Origin of the sequence: Frigidibacter sp., from assembly GCF_030695035.1 — a bacterium.
GTDB lineage: Bacteria > Pseudomonadota > Alphaproteobacteria > Rhodobacterales > Rhodobacteraceae > Frigidibacter.
Window position 1 is genome coordinate 56613 of record NZ_JAUYTT010000022.1, and the last position, 15460, is coordinate 72072.

14 protein-coding genes are annotated in these 15460 nt (G+C 60.1%); all 14 read left to right on the forward strand.

All coding sequences use genetic code 11. The annotated features are described in order from the left end of the window. Position 1 precedes the first annotated feature (1 nt). Positions 2-1348, forward strand: a complete 1347-nt coding sequence (locus Q8S30_RS18800) for an oligosaccharide flippase family protein (protein WP_305667552.1) — start codon at positions 2-4, stop codon at positions 1346-1348. A gap of 91 nt (positions 1349-1439) precedes the next feature. Beyond that, positions 1440-2489, forward strand: coding sequence for a dTDP-glucose 4,6-dehydratase (gene rfbB, locus Q8S30_RS18805; RefSeq protein ID WP_305667553.1), 1050 nt, complete (start codon positions 1440-1442; stop codon positions 2487-2489). After that, positions 2486-3343 carry a dTDP-4-dehydrorhamnose reductase gene (gene rfbD / locus Q8S30_RS18810; protein WP_305667554.1) on the forward strand — a complete coding sequence of 286 codons (858 nt, stop codon included), beginning with the start codon at positions 2486-2488 and terminating at the stop codon, positions 3341-3343. The genes rfbB and rfbD overlap by 4 nt, the downstream gene beginning before the upstream one ends. Positions 3344-3352: 9 nt before the next feature. Further along, complete coding sequence (rfbC, locus tag Q8S30_RS18815; RefSeq protein ID WP_305667555.1) at positions 3353-3916, forward strand: dTDP-4-dehydrorhamnose 3,5-epimerase; 564 nt, start codon at positions 3353-3355, stop codon at positions 3914-3916. A gap of 5 nt (positions 3917-3921) precedes the next feature. Then, a complete protein-coding gene (gene rfbA / locus Q8S30_RS18820) occupies positions 3922-4794 on the forward strand; it encodes a glucose-1-phosphate thymidylyltransferase RfbA (RefSeq protein ID WP_305667556.1) in 873 nt (290 codons plus the stop codon). A gap of 195 nt (positions 4795-4989) precedes the next feature. Then, the gene (locus Q8S30_RS18825; protein WP_305667557.1) at positions 4990-6045 is read left to right on the forward strand and encodes an EpsG family protein; all 1056 of its coding nucleotides are present in this window, start codon (positions 4990-4992) and stop codon (positions 6043-6045) included. A 32-nt stretch (positions 6046-6077) separates the two neighbouring features. Continuing rightward, complete coding sequence (locus Q8S30_RS18830; RefSeq protein WP_305667558.1) at positions 6078-7895, forward strand: hypothetical protein; 1818 nt, start codon at positions 6078-6080, stop codon at positions 7893-7895. 311 nt (positions 7896-8206) lie between these two features. Then, on the forward strand, positions 8207-8875 hold the full coding sequence (locus tag Q8S30_RS18835; RefSeq protein ID WP_305667559.1) for a helix-turn-helix domain-containing protein: 669 nt from the start codon (positions 8207-8209) through the stop codon (positions 8873-8875). 39 nt (positions 8876-8914) lie between these two features. Continuing rightward, positions 8915-10510 (forward strand): ABC transporter substrate-binding protein, encoded by a 1596-nt coding sequence (locus tag Q8S30_RS18840; protein WP_305667560.1) that lies wholly within the window; start codon positions 8915-8917, stop codon positions 10508-10510. A 72-nt stretch (positions 10511-10582) separates the two neighbouring features. Beyond that, positions 10583-11590 (forward strand): ABC transporter permease subunit, encoded by a 1008-nt coding sequence (locus Q8S30_RS18845; protein WP_305667561.1) that lies wholly within the window; start codon positions 10583-10585, stop codon positions 11588-11590. Positions 11591-11622: 32 nt separating this feature from the next. Next, the gene (locus Q8S30_RS18850) at positions 11623-12504 is read left to right on the forward strand and encodes an ABC transporter permease subunit (RefSeq protein WP_371135560.1); all 882 of its coding nucleotides are present in this window, start codon (positions 11623-11625) and stop codon (positions 12502-12504) included. A gap of 4 nt (positions 12505-12508) precedes the next feature. Further along, complete coding sequence (locus Q8S30_RS18855) at positions 12509-13348, forward strand: ABC transporter ATP-binding protein (RefSeq protein WP_305667563.1); 840 nt, start codon at positions 12509-12511, stop codon at positions 13346-13348. Continuing rightward, positions 13345-14199 carry an ATP-binding cassette domain-containing protein gene (locus Q8S30_RS18860; RefSeq protein WP_305667564.1) on the forward strand — a complete coding sequence of 285 codons (855 nt, stop codon included), beginning with the start codon at positions 13345-13347 and terminating at the stop codon, positions 14197-14199. The genes Q8S30_RS18855 and Q8S30_RS18860 overlap by 4 nt, the downstream gene beginning before the upstream one ends. 57 nt (positions 14200-14256) lie before the next feature. Beyond that, entirely contained in the window at positions 14257-15414 is a 1158-nt protein-coding gene (locus Q8S30_RS18865) for a Xaa-Pro peptidase family protein (RefSeq protein WP_305667565.1), read from the forward strand. Positions 15415-15460 lie beyond the last annotated feature (46 nt).

Here is a 15460-nt window from a genome sequence, read left to right on the forward strand (position 1 = left end):
GATGTCCACGGAGAGACCATCCGAAGACGCAGCGCGCAAGAGCCTTTGGCGTGCGATCCGCCGCAGTTTGCTCGGGAAATACTCGCTCTATGCGGTGAATGCGATTTCAACCATCGTCCTGGCGCGTTTTTTCGCACCAGAGGCTTTCGGTATTGTGGCGATCGGGATGGTGCTTTTCACCTTTACCCAGCTTCTTGCCGAGGCCGGGATTGGCCCGGCAATCATCAATCTTAGGCATCTGGAGCCCGAAGACCGGGATGGAATATTTTCATTTCTGCTGGTTCTTGGGCTGGCGCTAGGGGTGCTCCTGTTCGTTTCTGCCGGGCCGATCGCGGCCTTCTTTGGCGAGGAGCAGATCACGATTACCGTCAGGATGATCGCGCCAGTGGTGTTGTTTCAGGCGGCGGCCAGCCTTCCCGTGGCTTTGCTGCTGCGTGAACAGAAGTTTTTGCACATTTCTGCTGCCGGGATCACCGGCGAGTTGATTTCGACCGCGGCGACCATTCTTCTGAGCCATCGTTTCGATCCGGTCACGAGCCTCTCGGCGAAAATGCCGATCATGTCTTTTTGTCAGCTGACGATCGCCTGGATCCTGTCGGGGAAAACGGAGTTCGGAAGAACGGGATTTGGGACGAAGTTCAGCGCCATTGCGGCGATTGCCCGCTCGTCCTCTGCCCAATTCGGCTTCAACTTCGTCAACTTCTTTTCGCGCAACCTTGACAGCATTCTAGTCGGGAAGTTTCTGGGCTTCGAGGCGCTTGGTTTCTACAACCGCTCCTATCAGTTGATGCGCTATCCGCTTTTGCTGCTGAGTTTCTCGCTGGTTCCGGCGATCCAGCCGGTTCTGCGCGGTTATGTCAGTGATCCCCTGGAGGTTGAAAGAATCAACCGAGAGCTTTCGTGGAAGCTTGGCGCATTGGGATGTGCTGCGGGCCTCGTGATATGGATTGGCGCGGACGTCATCGTGCGGATCCTTTTGGGGCCAGGCTGGGAGCCGAGCGCCAGGCTGCTGGAGATCTTTGCAATCTCCATCCCATGCCAAGTCATCGCGGCGACCAGTGGGGGATTTTATCAGGCCTTCAACCGGATGGGGCTTTTGTTCATGACTGGCCTGATCACCTCGTTCATCAATGTCGCCGGGATGTTCGTGGGCGCGCTGTCTGGAAACCTCGAGACGCTCTGCTGGTGGATCGTCGGGTCGTTTTCGGTATCTTTCTGTGCCAACTATTTCATCCTTTACCGCTTCGTTCTTGCTCTTCCTGTAGCAAAGTTCGTGCGCAGCTCTGGCCTGCTGGCCATTGGGTTTGTTGTTATCATGTCGGCCGTCGATGTTCTGATACGACAGTGAGATCATCGTGGGCACCCGGAATGACGCCTGTCACGGCGCCGTAGTAGAAGAGCAATAGAGATGATTGCAAAGAGATGATGGAGTTTGGTCTATGAAGATTCTTGTCACGGGTGGGGCGGGCTTTATTGGTTCCGCCGTGGTGCGCCTGGCGGTGTCGCGCGGACACCAGGTGGTCAATCTTGATGCGCTGACCTACGCAGCCTGCACAGAGAACGTTGCCCCGGTCGCAGACAGTCCGCTCTACGCCTTCGAGCATGCTGACATCAGAGACCGATCAGCGTTGGACCGGATTTTTGCCGATCACAAGCCGGACGTGGTGATGCACCTTGCGGCGGAAAGCCATGTTGATCGCTCGATCGACGGGCCGGGAGACTTTGTCGAGACCAATATCACCGGCACCTACAATATGCTCGAGGCTGCGCGCAGCTACTGGCTTGCGCAGAGCAAGCCGGAGACCTTTCGCTTCCACCACATCTCCACGGATGAGGTTTTCGGATCGCTTCCCCGCGATCCCGCGATCAAGTTCACCGAGGAGACCCCTTACGACCCCCGGTCCCCTTATTCGGCGTCGAAAGCGAGTTCGGACCATCTCGTGCGCGCCTGGCACGAGACCTATGGGTTGCCCGTTGTCTTGACCAACTGCTCCAACAATTACGGCCCCTATCACTTCCCCGAGAAGCTGATCCCGGTCATCATCCTCAACGCGCTGGCCGGAAAACCGCTGCCGATCTACGGTGACGGCTCCAACATCCGCGACTGGCTGTTCGTCGAGGATCATGCCGATGCGCTGCTTCTGGTCGTCGAAAAAGGCGATCTAGGGCGCAGCTACAATATCGGCGGCGAGAACGAGCGCACCAACCTTGAGTTGGTGAAGACTCTCTGCGCGATTCTGGATGAAAAACAGCCGAAGCCGAACGGATCCTACAGCGACCAGATCACCTTCGTGACCGACCGTCCCGGGCATGATGCGCGCTATGCGATTGATCCGTCGCGCATTCGCGAAGAGCTGGGCTGGAAACCGTCGCTGACGGTCGAAGAAGGCCTGGCCAGAACCGTGCAGTGGTATCTCGATAATGAAAGCTGGTGGCAGCCGCTGCTCGCCCGCAGCGGCGTTGGCCAGCGTCTGGGAACGACGAAATGAAGATTCTGCTGATCGGACGCAATGGGCAGGTTGCGACAGCGTTCCAGAATATCGCAGCCGCCGAAGGCCTGGAGTTGATCGTGCTTGGCCGGGCCGAGGCTGACCTTTTGCAGCCGGAAGCGGCAGCCAAGGCCGTGGCAGATCACATCGCGGGCGTAGATGCGGTAGTCAATACCGCGGCCTGGACAGCGGTGGACAGGGCCGAAGCCGAGATCGAAGCCGCGCGGGCGGTCAATGCCACCACCCCGGGTGCAATAGCGCGGGTGGCTGCCGCGGCCGGTGTGCCTTTCGTTCATATTTCCACCGACTATGTCTTCGATGGGTCGGGCGACGCGCCGTGGAAGCCGTCTGACCCGACCGGACCGCTCGGCGCCTATGGCCAGACCAAGCTGGAGGGCGAAGAGGCGATCCGGGCTGCCGGCGGCCCCCATGCCATCTTGCGAACCTCCTGGGTGTTTTCCGAGACCGGGGCAAATTTCGTCAAGACAATGCTGCGGCTGTCCGAGACGCGCGACAAGCTGACCGTCGTGGCCGATCAGGTGGGTGGCCCCACCGCTGCAGATGCAATCGCCAGCGCCTGCTTGGTGCTTGCGCGCGGCCTTGTGGCTGGCAAGCCATCAGAAACGCTGCACTTTTCGGGATTTCCGGATGTCAGCTGGGCCGACTTCGCGCGCGAGATTTTTGCGCGGGCCGGCCGCCATGTATCGGTCGAGGATATCCCGACCTCTGCCTATCCCACCCCCGCGCGCCGACCCGAAAATTCCCGTATGGATTGCTCGGCGCTTGCCAACTGGGGCATCGAGCGTCCTGACTGGCGCAAGGGGCTTGATGACGTATTGGCCAAATTGAGCTGAGGAATCGAAATGGAAATCGAAAAAACCACCCTTCCGGACGTTCTTGTCCTCAAGCCGAGGCGGTTCGCCGATGATCGCGGGTTCTTTCAGGAAACCTGGAATCGCGAGACCCTGAAGACCGCGGGGATCGATCTGGATTTCGTGCAGGACAACCATTCGCTCAGCCGCCAGACGGGCACGGTGCGGGGGCTGCATTTCCAGCGCCCGCCGCGCGCGCAGGACAAGCTGGTGCGCGTGGTTCGGGGGCGCATCCTGGACGTCGCCGTAGATGCGCGCCGGGATTCGCTCCAGTTCGGCAAATGGGTTGGCGTCGAGCTGACGGCCGACAATGCCTGGCAGCTTCTGGTGCCAAAGGGCTTCTTGCATGGGTTCATCACCTTGGAGCCCGATACCGAGGTTCTGTACAAGTGCACCGATACCTATGCCCCCGATTGCGACGGCTCGGTCTTCTTCGCCGATCCTGATCTGGCGATCGACTGGGGTCTGCCGCCCGAGCAGGCCATCCTGTCCGACAAGGACCGCAAGGCCCAGAGCTGGGCAGATTTCGACACACCCTTCAGCCTCAAGGATTGACAGAAATGACCATGCGCAAGGGCATCATCCTGGCCGGCGGCTCTGGAACCCGGCTTTACCCGATCACCATCGGCCTCTCGAAGCAGCTTATCCCGATCTACAACAAGCCGATGATCTACTATCCGATCTCGACCCTGATGATGGCCGGGATCCGCGAGATTTGCATCATCACCACCCCCCATGACCAGGAGCAGTTCAAGCGCTCGCTGGGCGATGGCTCGCAATGGGGCATGGACTTCACCTATGTCGTGCAGCCCTCGCCGGATGGGCTGGCGCAGGCCTATCTGCTGGCGGAAGAGTTCCTGGCCGGGGCATCCTCTGCGATGGTGCTGGGCGACAACGTCTTCTTCGGTCACGGCCTGCCGGATCTGCTGGCAGCCGCGGATGAGAAGGCAACCGGCGGCACCGTCTTTGGCTATCACGTCGCCGACCCCGAGCGCTATGGCGTGGTCGCCTTCGATGAGACGGGCAAAGCCACCGCGATCATCGAAAAGCCCGAAGTACCGCCGTCGAACTTCGCGGTCACCGGGCTCTACTTCCTCGACAACACCGCGTCCGAGCGCGCGCGCGCCGTGGTCCCGTCGCCCCGCGGCGAGCTGGAGATCACCACGCTGCTGGAAACCTATCTGGAAGAGGGGCTGCTTGACGTCCAGACGATGGGCCGCGGCTTTGCCTGGCTTGATATGGGCACCCATGCCAGCATGCTGGATGCTGGCAACTTCGTGCGCACCCTGGAAGAGCGTCAGGAGCTGCAGATCGGCAGCATCGACGAGATCGCCTTCCGCAAGGGCTGGATCGATGACGAGGCGCTGGCCCGCCGCGCCGCCATGTTCGGAAAGAATACCTACGGGGCCTACCTGAAGTCCCTGCTGAAGTAGGGCCTGCATCGAACCGGCGCGCGGGTGCTGCCGGAAGGTCTGGGAACCAGCTGCCGGGCGGAGCGATGCTCTGTCCGGTGAGCGGGGGCGGGCCTGCCGTGGAGGAGGCCAAGATTTTGCCTTTCGAACCGGGACGATCAGGACTAAGGTTGCGGGGGCTCAGCCTTCTATTTCTCGTACGCGGAGCAACTTTGGATGGTTGATCAGAATAATGATGCTGGTGGGTTTCACCCAATCATCCACCAGGGCGCGGGCAAGCGTAACAGTGTCGGATCAATTCTCCAGATATATCGATACATTGCGGTAACACTTTTTGCAATAATTTGCAGCGTCGTAGTCTATCAGCAGGCATTTGGAATCAACAAGGACTGGAGTGTCTATACTAGGTACTACATGTCGTACTTTGGCGGCAAATCGACAGTTTTCACTCAGGTTGAACCGGCGTTTAGGTTGATATTTTCGACATTCGCGCGCTATGACGTTAGTCTAAGCGGACTTCTCGCTTCGATTGCAATTTTTTCTTTACTGATCAAGTTTTATGTACTGACTGCAATTTCTAGGTCGCTGATACCATCTGTTTGCTACTTGGCCGCGTTCTTTCCGTTGCATGAGTATACCCAGATTCGAGTGGCTTTCGCAATCGCCTTGGCTTTTTGGATAATTAGGGGGATGGATGTATCCACGCGGAGCATTCGATTCGCACCTTACTTTCTTCCGCTCTTTCACATGTCGTCCTCAATAGTTGCTATGGTGTATTTTGCCACAAGATTCATGACAAAGGCATCGTTCTTGATCAATTTTGCTATTGCTTCGGCTTGCGTTCTTGCCCTGTCATTGTCGCTGACGCTCATAACTAGCGTTTTTCCAGCTTCGAACCTGATAAATTACCTTGCGGGCGAAGGCCTGGATCGAGAAGTCAAAGTTCTTTCCATCACCAACATGATTTACACAAGTTACATCTTCTGCTTTTTGGTGACGGGCCTCCAAAATAAGTCCGATGGTGTGTTCTTGGCGACGCTATTGAGTGCGCTGGCCATTCCTGTGGTGATTTTTTTTGTGAATCAACCGGTCCTTTCTGACCGATTCAAGGAGTTCCTGTTCGCGTTCAGCATTATTACATTCGCCTCCCTCATTCGAAACTTTCGGTTCACAATTTTCAATACTCTTTCAGTCCTTCTCTACGCCCTCTTCAGCGCATCTTCGCTTTTTGTGTACATTAACAATGGTGTGCTGCCAATATTGGCAAAGTGATGGCGACTCCCTGACCGGAAGTGGAGGATGGCGTGAAATTGAGTGATTTACCTAGTAGAAATACAATCTCTCGAATGCCCTCACGCAGGTCATTTATTGTTGGGGCATCTGCGTCCTGCTTCATAATTGGCGCCGCCAAGGCGCAGGCTTCCCCCAGTGAGATTCCGGACGGCGCTCTGGTTCTATCGGCTAAATCACGGCTGGCAGAGCTCACATATACCATGGCCGGTGTTTACCCCGGTCTCAGTGTATTTGCCTCGGGGAATCACTATATAGTCCTGCATAGGGCCAGTGCTGATGGCGATATTGATTACACGGGTCAGGGTGGAATTAAGCTGGGAATCATGCCGGGCGCCGGCGGTGTGTGGAGTCTTTCGGCATGGCCGGTCTCTGGCGATGGAGTTTCCGACGATACTAGGTATATTCAAGCCGCCATTTCCCGAGTCATGCGATCAGGCGGAGGCGAGTTGCGAGTATCAAGTGGCACGTATGTATATTCGAAAATCGTGATAAATCGTCGAATGATGGCGGATAACAACTGGGACCTGGGCCTCAAAATCACGGGTGACGGAGCTGTGATTTTGCAACAGCGCGGTAACTTTAAAGGTCCCGCATCAATATGGATCCATGGCAATCTTGGGCGGGGAAGCCTGAGCGAGATATTTGCGCGCGGAGTAACTCTGTCAAACTTATATATTCGTGGCGATACTAAATCCCACGTTGATGGCGTGCGTCTGCAGAGGATGTCATCTGTTCTCTTTGATCGGGTCTTGGTTGAGGGGTTTAGGGGGAAAGCGCTGCATTTGCTTGATACCTACGACAGCAATTTTAATTCGATGGAAATACTGAGGTGCGGGCGAGCCATTTCTGATCGAAACCACGAATATGCTCTAGTTTTATCCGGCTCCTACGACCAGACCAACGCAAACAAGTTTGTAGGACTTAGGGTTGAGCATTGTGCGTTGATGCTCAACGCGTCTGGGGGCAGCAGGCATAACTATTTCCTTGGCTGCAAGTTTGAGCAGTCGAGGGAAAACGTAACATCTCGTTCAGTGCTAAACTTGGACATGGTGACCGAAACTGCGTTTTTGGCCTGCCAATTTGTTCAGAATCATCTTTCTAGCGCAAGATTTTTGCGAGTATCAGATATTACATCGCCATACTGGGAAAAATATGGAACCCAAAAAATAGTATCATTTTCACAATGTTCTTTTGTTTGCTCCTCTGATAAATATTCTTACTGGCTTGATGTTTCCTGTGTTACATTTAGTGATTGTACGTTTAGCTCATCTGGTGGAGCTGATCGTGCTGCTTTTTTGCTCGGCCGTGATGTGACAATGACGGATTGCAAGATAGTGATGGTTACTGAGCAGGCGAACTGCATTCATGTCGTGGGAGACCGCCTGTCGATCATCAATCTCAAGGTGCGCCATTTCGTGGCGCCACTGTCTGGCGTCTTTATTTCAATACCAGAGGCCTCGAAGCGAAGTGACATAAACGTTGATGGCGTGGAGTTTTCTGGACATGAGCCGGCCAATTACTATTTAATGGATGAAACTTATCTTCCAGACGTCAGGATACGCGGTGCGCGTGGCGAGGTTCGCTACACGACACAACCAGAATTGTTGATGGGGCCGGAAGTTATTGTTTATTCTGGCGAAGGCGCCGAATCTTGGACGGACATAATGTTCGGGTTTGACGGTTACAGCGTAGAGATTATGACGGAGTCTGCCCCTCTGACCTTGATTCATGGCGTGAAAATTGCAACGAGATCAGGGTCCGATTTAGTCATTGAGCCCCGCCAAGTTGTAGCTCTGAGATGCGTGGACGGGATCTGGTACGAGCTATAGGCTCTGTGAGCCGCAACGCCGCCGCCATCAACCGTGGGGCGGCATGATCATGATCGGTCGGCACTTTTGTGCAACCTCAGGCCTGAGCCTTACGCCCACTTCAGGCCACGCGAACGATTTCGACGCAGCCCGGGGGCTGAGACGTGGTTCATGAGTGCGATGCGCATCAGCGCCGCCGCACCCTTTCATCGTCTACGGGCTTGCCCCTCCACCACAAAAACGATTTTTCCCCGAGAAAAATTTTGTGTTGCAAAGACTCCGTCTTTCGGATGAACTCCCGCCCGAGAAGCCACCCCCATCCAAGGACCGCAATGAGCAAGAAGACCGGCGGCGTCAGCTTCACCCTCGGCCCGCGCATCCGCAAGCGCCGCCAGATGATGTCGATGACGCTTCAGGAGCTCAGCAATGCCTGTGGCGTGTCCGTCAGCTATCTCAGCCAGGTCGAGCGGGACAACGCGGTCCCGACCCTCGGCACGCTGGCCGAGATCGCCGCGGCGCTGGATGTCAGCATCGACCATTTCATCGCAACGCCGCGGCAGTCCGACGCCGTGACCCGCGCCAGCCTGCGGCCCCGCTTCTCGGTCGCCGGAAATTCGGTGATCTATGAAAAGCTGGGCGCCGATTTTCCGGGGCATGAACTCACATCCTTCGTGCTGAACGTGCCACCGCACTACAGCACCGAAACCGTGCAGCATTCCGGCGAAGAGATCATCTTTGTGCTGGAGGGCGAGATCCTTCAGGTCGTGGATGGCCAGAGCTTCCTGCTGCGAACGGGCGACAGCATGCATTACCTGGGCCTGCAGCCCCATTCCTACTCCAACCCCGGCGACAGCCCGGCACGGTTGCTGTGGATGGGCAAGATGCTGCACCCGGTCACCCATTCAGTTCACCCCCTGCACGCGTTCCGCGATGCGCAGGGTGACGCTGACGCTAAGTCCCCGGTTGCGCCCCTGGGCGTGGCCAGCATACCTGCCAGATAATCCGGCAGCCCGTTTCAGACCACCAAAGGGAGAATGCCCATGAAGACGTTATTCGTACTGGCCTCGGCAGCGCTTGCCATGACCGCCGTCACGGCCCAGGCAAAGACCTTCGTCTATTGCTCGGAAGCCTCGCCCGAAGGCTTCGACCCGGCGCCCTATACTGCGGGCGGCACCTTTGACGCCTCGGCCCACCCGATCTTCAACCGCCTGACCGAGTTCAAGAAAGGTACGACCGAGGTCGAGCCTGGCCTGGCGGAAAGCTGGGAAGTTTCGGAAGACGGCACCGAATACACCTTCACCCTGCGCAAGGGCGTGAAGTGGCACTCGAACGAAAGCTTCACGCCGACGCGCGATTTCAACGCCGATGACGTGATCTTCTCGTATGACCGTCAGGGCAATGCGGAAAACCCGTGGCACCAGTATATCCCCGGCATCACCTACGAATACTACACCTCGATGGCGATGCCCGACCTGATCAAGTCGGTCGAGAAGATCGACGACTACACCGTCAAGTTCACGCTGAACCAGCCCGAAGCGCCGTTCCTTGCCAACATCGCCATGCCCTTCGCCTCGATCGTGTCGAAGGAATATGCCGATGCGCTGGAGGCTGCCGGCACCCGCGAAGACCTGAACAACCTGCCGATCGGCACCGGGCCGTTCAAGTTCGTGGCTTACCAAAAAGACGCCGTGATCCGCTACACCAAGAACACCGAATACTGGGGCACCCCGGCGATCATCGACGACCTGATCTTTGCGATCACTCCCGATGCGGCCGTGCGCCTGCAAAAGCTGAAGGCCGGCGAATGCCACCTGATGCCGTATCCGGCGCCCGCAGACATCGAGGCGATCCGCACCGACCCGAACCTGACGCTGGAAGAGCAGGCAGGCCTGAACGTCGGCTACCTCGCTTACAACACCACCCAGGCGCCCTTCGACAATCCGGCTGTCCGCAAGGCGCTGAACATGGCGATCGACAAGAGCGCCATCGTCGAGGCCGTGTTCCAGGGCGCGGCGCTTCCGGCCAAAAACCCGATCCCGCCGACCATGTGGTCCTATAACGACGCCGTGGAAGACGATGCCTACGATCCGGAAGCGTCGAAGAAGATGCTCGAAGAAGCTGGCGTCACCGATCTGTCGATGAAGATCTGGGCGATGCCGGTGCAGCGCCCCTACATGCCGAACGCCCGCCGCACGGCAGAGCTGATGCAAGAAGACCTGGCGCAGGTCGGCGTCGAGGTTGAGATCGTGTCCTATGAGTGGGGCGAGTATCTGGCCAAGTCGATGGAAGCGGGCCGTGATGGCGCCGTGATGCTGGGCTGGACCGGCGACAATGGCGATCCGGACAACTTCCTGTCGGTGCTGCTGTCCTGCGATTCTGCTGGCGAGGGCGGTGCGAACCGCGCCTTCTGGTGCAACGAGGAGTTCTCGGCGCTGCTGAAGGACGCCAAGGTCACCGCCGACCCGGCAGAGCGCACCGCGCTTTACGAGCAGGCACAGGTGATCTTCAAGGAGCAGGCCCCGTGGTTCACCATCGCGCACTCGACCCAGTATGTGCCGATGTCGAACAAGGTGTCGGGCTTCAAGATGAGCCCGCTGGGTGACTTCACCTTCGAAACCGTGGATATCGCCGAGTAATCGGGCCACATTCATCTGAACTGACGCGCGGGGGCTTGGCCCCCGCGCGTTTGCTACAAGGGGCAAGCGCGCATGGTCCGTCTCATCCTGTCCAAGCTGCTGTATCTGGTGCCGACCTTCCTTGGCATCACCATCATCGCCTTCAGCTTCGTGCGCATCCTGCCCGGTGATCCGGTGCTGTTGATGGCGGGCGAGCGCGGCGTCACGCCCGAGCGGCATGCCGAGCTTTCGGCGCAGCTGGGCTATGACAAGTCGGTGCTGCTGCAATATTTCGATTTCCTCTGGCGCCTGTTGCAAGGTGACCTTGGGCACTCGCTGGTGACGAAAAAGCCGGTGATGGGCGAGTTTCTGGCCCTCTTCCCGGCAACGGTTGAACTGGGCCTCTGCGCGATCCTGCTGGCCACGCTGATCGGCGTGCCGGTCGGCGTGCTCGCCGCCATCAAGCGTGGCAGCTGGTTCGATCAGGTCTCGATGACCACGGCGCTGGTCGGCTTTTCCATGCCGATCTTCTGGTGGGGCCTGCTGCTGATCATCTTCTTCTCGGGCATCCTCGGCTGGACCCCGGTCTCGGGCCGGATCAGCCTGATGTATTACTTCCCCGACGTGACCGGCTTCATGCTGATCGACAGTTTGCTGTCGGGGCAAAGCGGCGCCTTCACCTCGGCCGTCCGCCACCTGATCCTGCCTTCGGTCGTGCTGGCGACGATCCCGCTGGCGGTGATCGCACGGCAGACACGGTCGGCGATGCTCGAGGTGATGGGCGAGGATTATGTGCGCACCGCCCGCGCCAAGGGGATGCCGACGCGCCGGGTGATCGGCGTCCATGCGTTGCGCAACGCCATGATCCCGGTCATCACCACCATCGGCTTGCAGGTCGGCGTGCTGATGGCCGGCGCGATCCTGACAGAGACGATCTTCTCCTGGCCCGGCATCGGCAAATGGATGATCGATTCCATCGCGCGCCGCGATTATCCCGTGGTCCAGTCGGGCCTGCTGCTGGTGGCCGCACTGGTGATGATCGTGAACCTGCTGGTCGACCTGACCTATGGCCTCATCAATCCGAGGATCCGCAACAAATGACCGATACCCATACCTCCCCCGCGCCGGTCAGGATGTCGGATGCCGCCATCCGCCGCCGGATGCTGTCCGAGTTCTGGTTCTACTTCCGCCAGAACCGCGGCGCCGTCATCGGGCTTGTCGTCTTCGTGCTGCTGGTGCTGACCGCAATCTTCGCGCCGGTGCTGGCCCCCTATGACCCGACCTCGCAGAACCGCGGCGCGCTGCTGGTTCCGCCTTTCTGGCAAGAGGGCGGCAGCACGGCCTACCTTCTGGGCACCGATGCCGTCGGCCGCGACATGCTCTCGCGCCTGATCTTCGGGGCGCAGTATTCGCTGTTCATCGGCATCGTGGTCGTCTCCATCGCCCTCGTCGGCGGGATCGCCATCGGCCTTGTCGCCGGGTTCTTCGGCGGCTGGGTCGACAGCGTCATCATGCGGGTGATGGACGTGATCCTCGCCTTCCCCTCGCTGCTGCTGGCGCTGGTGCTGGTCGCCGTGCTGGGGCCGGGGCTGACCAATGCGATGATCGCCATCGCCATCGTCTATCAGCCGCATTTCGCGCGCCTGACCCGCGCCGCCGTCATGTCGGAACTCAAGCGCGAATACGTCACCGCGGCCCGCGTGGCCGGGGCAGGCAATTTCCGGCTGATGTTCAAGACTATCCTGCCCAACTGCCTGGCCCCGCTGATCGTGCAGGCGACGCTGTCCTTCTCCTCTGCCGTGCTCGATTCTGCCGCGCTTGGCTTCCTTGGCATGGGTGCGCAGCCGCCCGCGCCGGAATGGGGCACCATGCTAGCCGAGGCGCGCGAATTCATCCTGCGCGCCTGGTGGGTCGTCACCTTCCCCGGCCTCGCCATCCTGATGTCGGTGCTGGCGATCAACATGATGGGCGACGGGCTGCGCGATGCCCTCGATCCCAAGCTGAAGCGGAGCTGAGATCATGGCCCTTCTGAACATCCGCAACCTCAGCGTCAAATTCGCCACCGCCGCCGGCAGCTTCACCGCCGTCGACGGGATCGATGTGCATGTCGACCGGGGCGAGGTGCTGGCCATCGTCGGCGAGAGCGGCTCTGGCAAGTCGGTGTCGATGCTGGCGGTGATGGGGCTGCTGCCCGACACCGCCACCATCACTGCAGACGAGATGACCTATGACGGGCGCGACATTTCCAACATGTCTGGCCCCGAACGCCGCCGCCTGATCGGGCGCGAGATCACGATGATCTTCCAGGAGCCCGTCGCCTCGCTGAACCCCGCCTTCACGGTGGGCTTCCAGATCGAGGAAGTGCTGCGCCTGAACCTCGGCCTTTCGAACCGCGACGCACGGGCCAAGGCGCTGGAGCTGTTCCGGTCGGTCGGCATCCCGGAACCTGAGGTGAAGATCAACGCCTATCCGCACCAGATGTCGGGCGGGCAATGTCAGCGGGTGATGATCGCCATGGCCATCGCCAGCAACCCGCGCCTGCTGATCGCCGACGAGCCGACAACGGCGCTGGACGTGACCATCCAGAAGCAGATCCTCGACCTGCTGATGAAGCTGCAGGAAGATTACGGCATGGCCCTGATCCTGATCACCCATGACATGGGCGTCGTGGCCGAAACCGCCGACCGGGTGGTGGTGCAGTACAAGGGCAAGAAGATGGAAGAGGCCGATGTGCTGACGCTGTTTGAAAACCCGCAAAGCCCCTACACCCGCGCACTGCTGTCGGCCCTTCCGGAACATGCGACCGGGGACCGTCTGCCCACCGTGTCAGAGTTCTTCTTGCAGGAGGGCGCGCTATGACCAAGACCGTTCCCGTTGTCGAGGGCCGCGCCATCGTGCAGGACTATAACGTGCCGGGCAGCCTGTTCTCGCGCGGCTCGCAGGTGCGCGCGCTGAACGGCATCGACTTCGCCGTCGAGAAGGGCAAGACGCTGGCCATCGTCGGCGAAAGCGGCTCGGGCAAGTCGACGCTCGCCCGCATCATCGCGCTGATCGACGCGCCGAGTGAGGGCGAACTGAGGATCGACGGCGAGCTGGCCGACATCAGTCGCCGCCGCCCCAAGCCCGCGCTGCGCTCCAAGGTGCAGATGGTGTTTCAGAACCCCTATGGCAGCCTGAACCCGCGCCAGAAGGTCGGCGATGTGCTGATGGAGCCCCTTCTCATCAACACCGACTATCCGGCCAGCGAGCGGCGCGACCGGGCCGAGGCGATGCTGAAGAAGGTCAACCTGCAGCCCGAGCACTTCAACCGCTATCCGCACATGTTCTCGGGCGGGCAACGCCAGCGCATCGCTATCGCCCGGGCGCTGATGCTGAACCCGGCGCTGCTGGTGCTGGACGAGCCGGTCTCGGCGCTGGACCTTTCGGTGCAGGCGCAGGTGCTCAACCTGCTGAGCGATCTGCAGGAAGAGTTCGAGCTGACCTATGTCTTCGTCAGCCATGACCTGTCGGTGGTGCGCTATATTGCCGATGAAGTGATGGTGATCTCGAAGGGCGTGGCGGTGGAGCAGGGCAGCCGCGAGGCGCTGTTCGCCAATCCGCAGCACCCCTATACCCAGTCGCTGTTCGCCGCGACTCCGGTGACCGACGTCGAGGCGATCCGCGCCCGCGTCGCCCGCCGCAAGGCCGCCCGTCTGGCGCACCCGGTCTGATCCTTGGGGCTGTCCCTTTTCGGGGCGGCCTTGTCCCTGTGACGGAGCCGATTTCCGATGACCGACTACAATAAGGCGCTTGCCGGGTTTGCCCCTGTGGACGTGCCGGCGATCCCCGTAGCAGAACTTGCCGCCCGCATCGCCGGGCTAGTCGCCGCAATGCGCGGTGCGGGGCTGGCGGCGGTCTGGCTCGATGCCACCACCTCGCTGACCTATTACACTGGGCTGGAACTGCACGGCTCCGAACGGCTGCACGGCGCGCTGGTGCGTGCCGATGGATCGCTGCTCTACGTCACCCCGAATTTCGAGCGGCCCAAGCTGGAAACGCTGATCCACCTGCCCGCCGAGATCGCGGTTTGGGACGAGGATGAGGATCCCTTCGCGCCGGTCGCGGCAGGGCTTTTGGGCTGGATCGGGCTCGATCCCGGCATGGGGTTCGGCTTTGCCAGCCGGCTGATGGCGGCGCCGGGGCTGCAAGTCACCTCAGCCGGTGATCTGATCGCGGCGCAGCGGCGGATCAAGTCGCCCGCCGAGCTGGCGATCCTGCAAGCGGCGATGGATGCGAGCTACGCGGTGCAGAAGGCGGTCCATGCCGGCCTGCGCCCCGGCATCGGCACGCGCGAGGTGGCCGATTTCATTGACGCCGCGCATCTGGCGAGCGGCCTCACCCCCGTCTTCAACGCCGTACAATTCGGCGAGGCGACGGCCTATCCGCATGGCGTGCCGCACGCGCAGCAACTGGCCTCGGGCGATATGGTGCTGATCGACCTCGGCGGCAGCCTGCATGGCTACAAGTCCGATATCACCCGCAGCTATGTCTTCGGCCCGGTCAGCGACCGGAAGCGGCACCTGTGGGACTGCGAATACCGCGCTCAACAAGCGGCCTTCGCGGCGGCGCGTCCCGGTGTACCTTGTGCCGACGTCGATGCTGCGGCCCGCGCTTCGCTGGTGGCTGACGGTTTCGGCCCCGGCTATGCCGTGCCCGGCCTGCCGCACCGCACCGGCCACGGCCTTGGCCTCGACCTGCATGAAGAGCCGTGGATCGTCGGTGGCAACCAGATGCCGCTGCAGCCCGGCATGTGCTTTTCCATCGAACCGATGCTCTGCGTCTATGGCGAATGCGGGGTGCGGCTGGAGGATATCGCCTACATGACCGAAACCGGCCCCCGCTGGTTCTGCCAGCCCGCCCGCTTGCCGGAAACGCCGTTCGGCTGAACTGCGCGGGCGGCCGTTTGTGGCAGCGATACCGCCGTTTGGCCTT

Excerpts from the sequence above, each read along its gene's own strand:
- Q8S30_RS18845 (WP_305667561.1), top strand. The coding sequence starts at position 10,583 with ATGGTCCGTCTCATCCTGTCCAAGCTGCTGTATCTGGTGCCGACCTTC.
- rfbB (WP_305667553.1), top strand. The coding sequence starts at position 1,440 with ATGAAGATTCTTGTCACGGGTGGGGCGGGCTTTATTGGTTCCGCCGTG.
- rfbA (WP_305667556.1), top strand. The coding sequence starts at position 3,922 with ATGACCATGCGCAAGGGCATCATCCTGGCCGGCGGCTCTGGAACCCGG.
- Q8S30_RS18825 (WP_305667557.1), top strand. The coding sequence starts at position 4,990 with ATGGTTGATCAGAATAATGATGCTGGTGGGTTTCACCCAATCATCCAC.
- Q8S30_RS18835 (WP_305667559.1), top strand. The coding sequence starts at position 8,207 with ATGAGCAAGAAGACCGGCGGCGTCAGCTTCACCCTCGGCCCGCGCATC.
- Q8S30_RS18860 (WP_305667564.1), top strand. The coding sequence starts at position 13,345 with ATGACCAAGACCGTTCCCGTTGTCGAGGGCCGCGCCATCGTGCAGGAC.
- rfbC (WP_305667555.1), top strand. The coding sequence starts at position 3,353 with ATGGAAATCGAAAAAACCACCCTTCCGGACGTTCTTGTCCTCAAGCCG.
- rfbD (WP_305667554.1), top strand. The coding sequence starts at position 2,486 with ATGAAGATTCTGCTGATCGGACGCAATGGGCAGGTTGCGACAGCGTTC.
- Q8S30_RS18800 (WP_305667552.1), top strand. The coding sequence starts at position 2 with ATGTCCACGGAGAGACCATCCGAAGACGCAGCGCGCAAGAGCCTTTGG.
- Q8S30_RS18855 (WP_305667563.1), top strand. The coding sequence starts at position 12,509 with ATGGCCCTTCTGAACATCCGCAACCTCAGCGTCAAATTCGCCACCGCC.
- Q8S30_RS18850 (WP_371135560.1), top strand. The coding sequence starts at position 11,623 with ATGTCGGATGCCGCCATCCGCCGCCGGATGCTGTCCGAGTTCTGGTTC.
- Q8S30_RS18840 (WP_305667560.1), top strand. The coding sequence starts at position 8,915 with ATGAAGACGTTATTCGTACTGGCCTCGGCAGCGCTTGCCATGACCGCC.
- Q8S30_RS18865 (WP_305667565.1), top strand. The coding sequence starts at position 14,257 with ATGACCGACTACAATAAGGCGCTTGCCGGGTTTGCCCCTGTGGACGTG.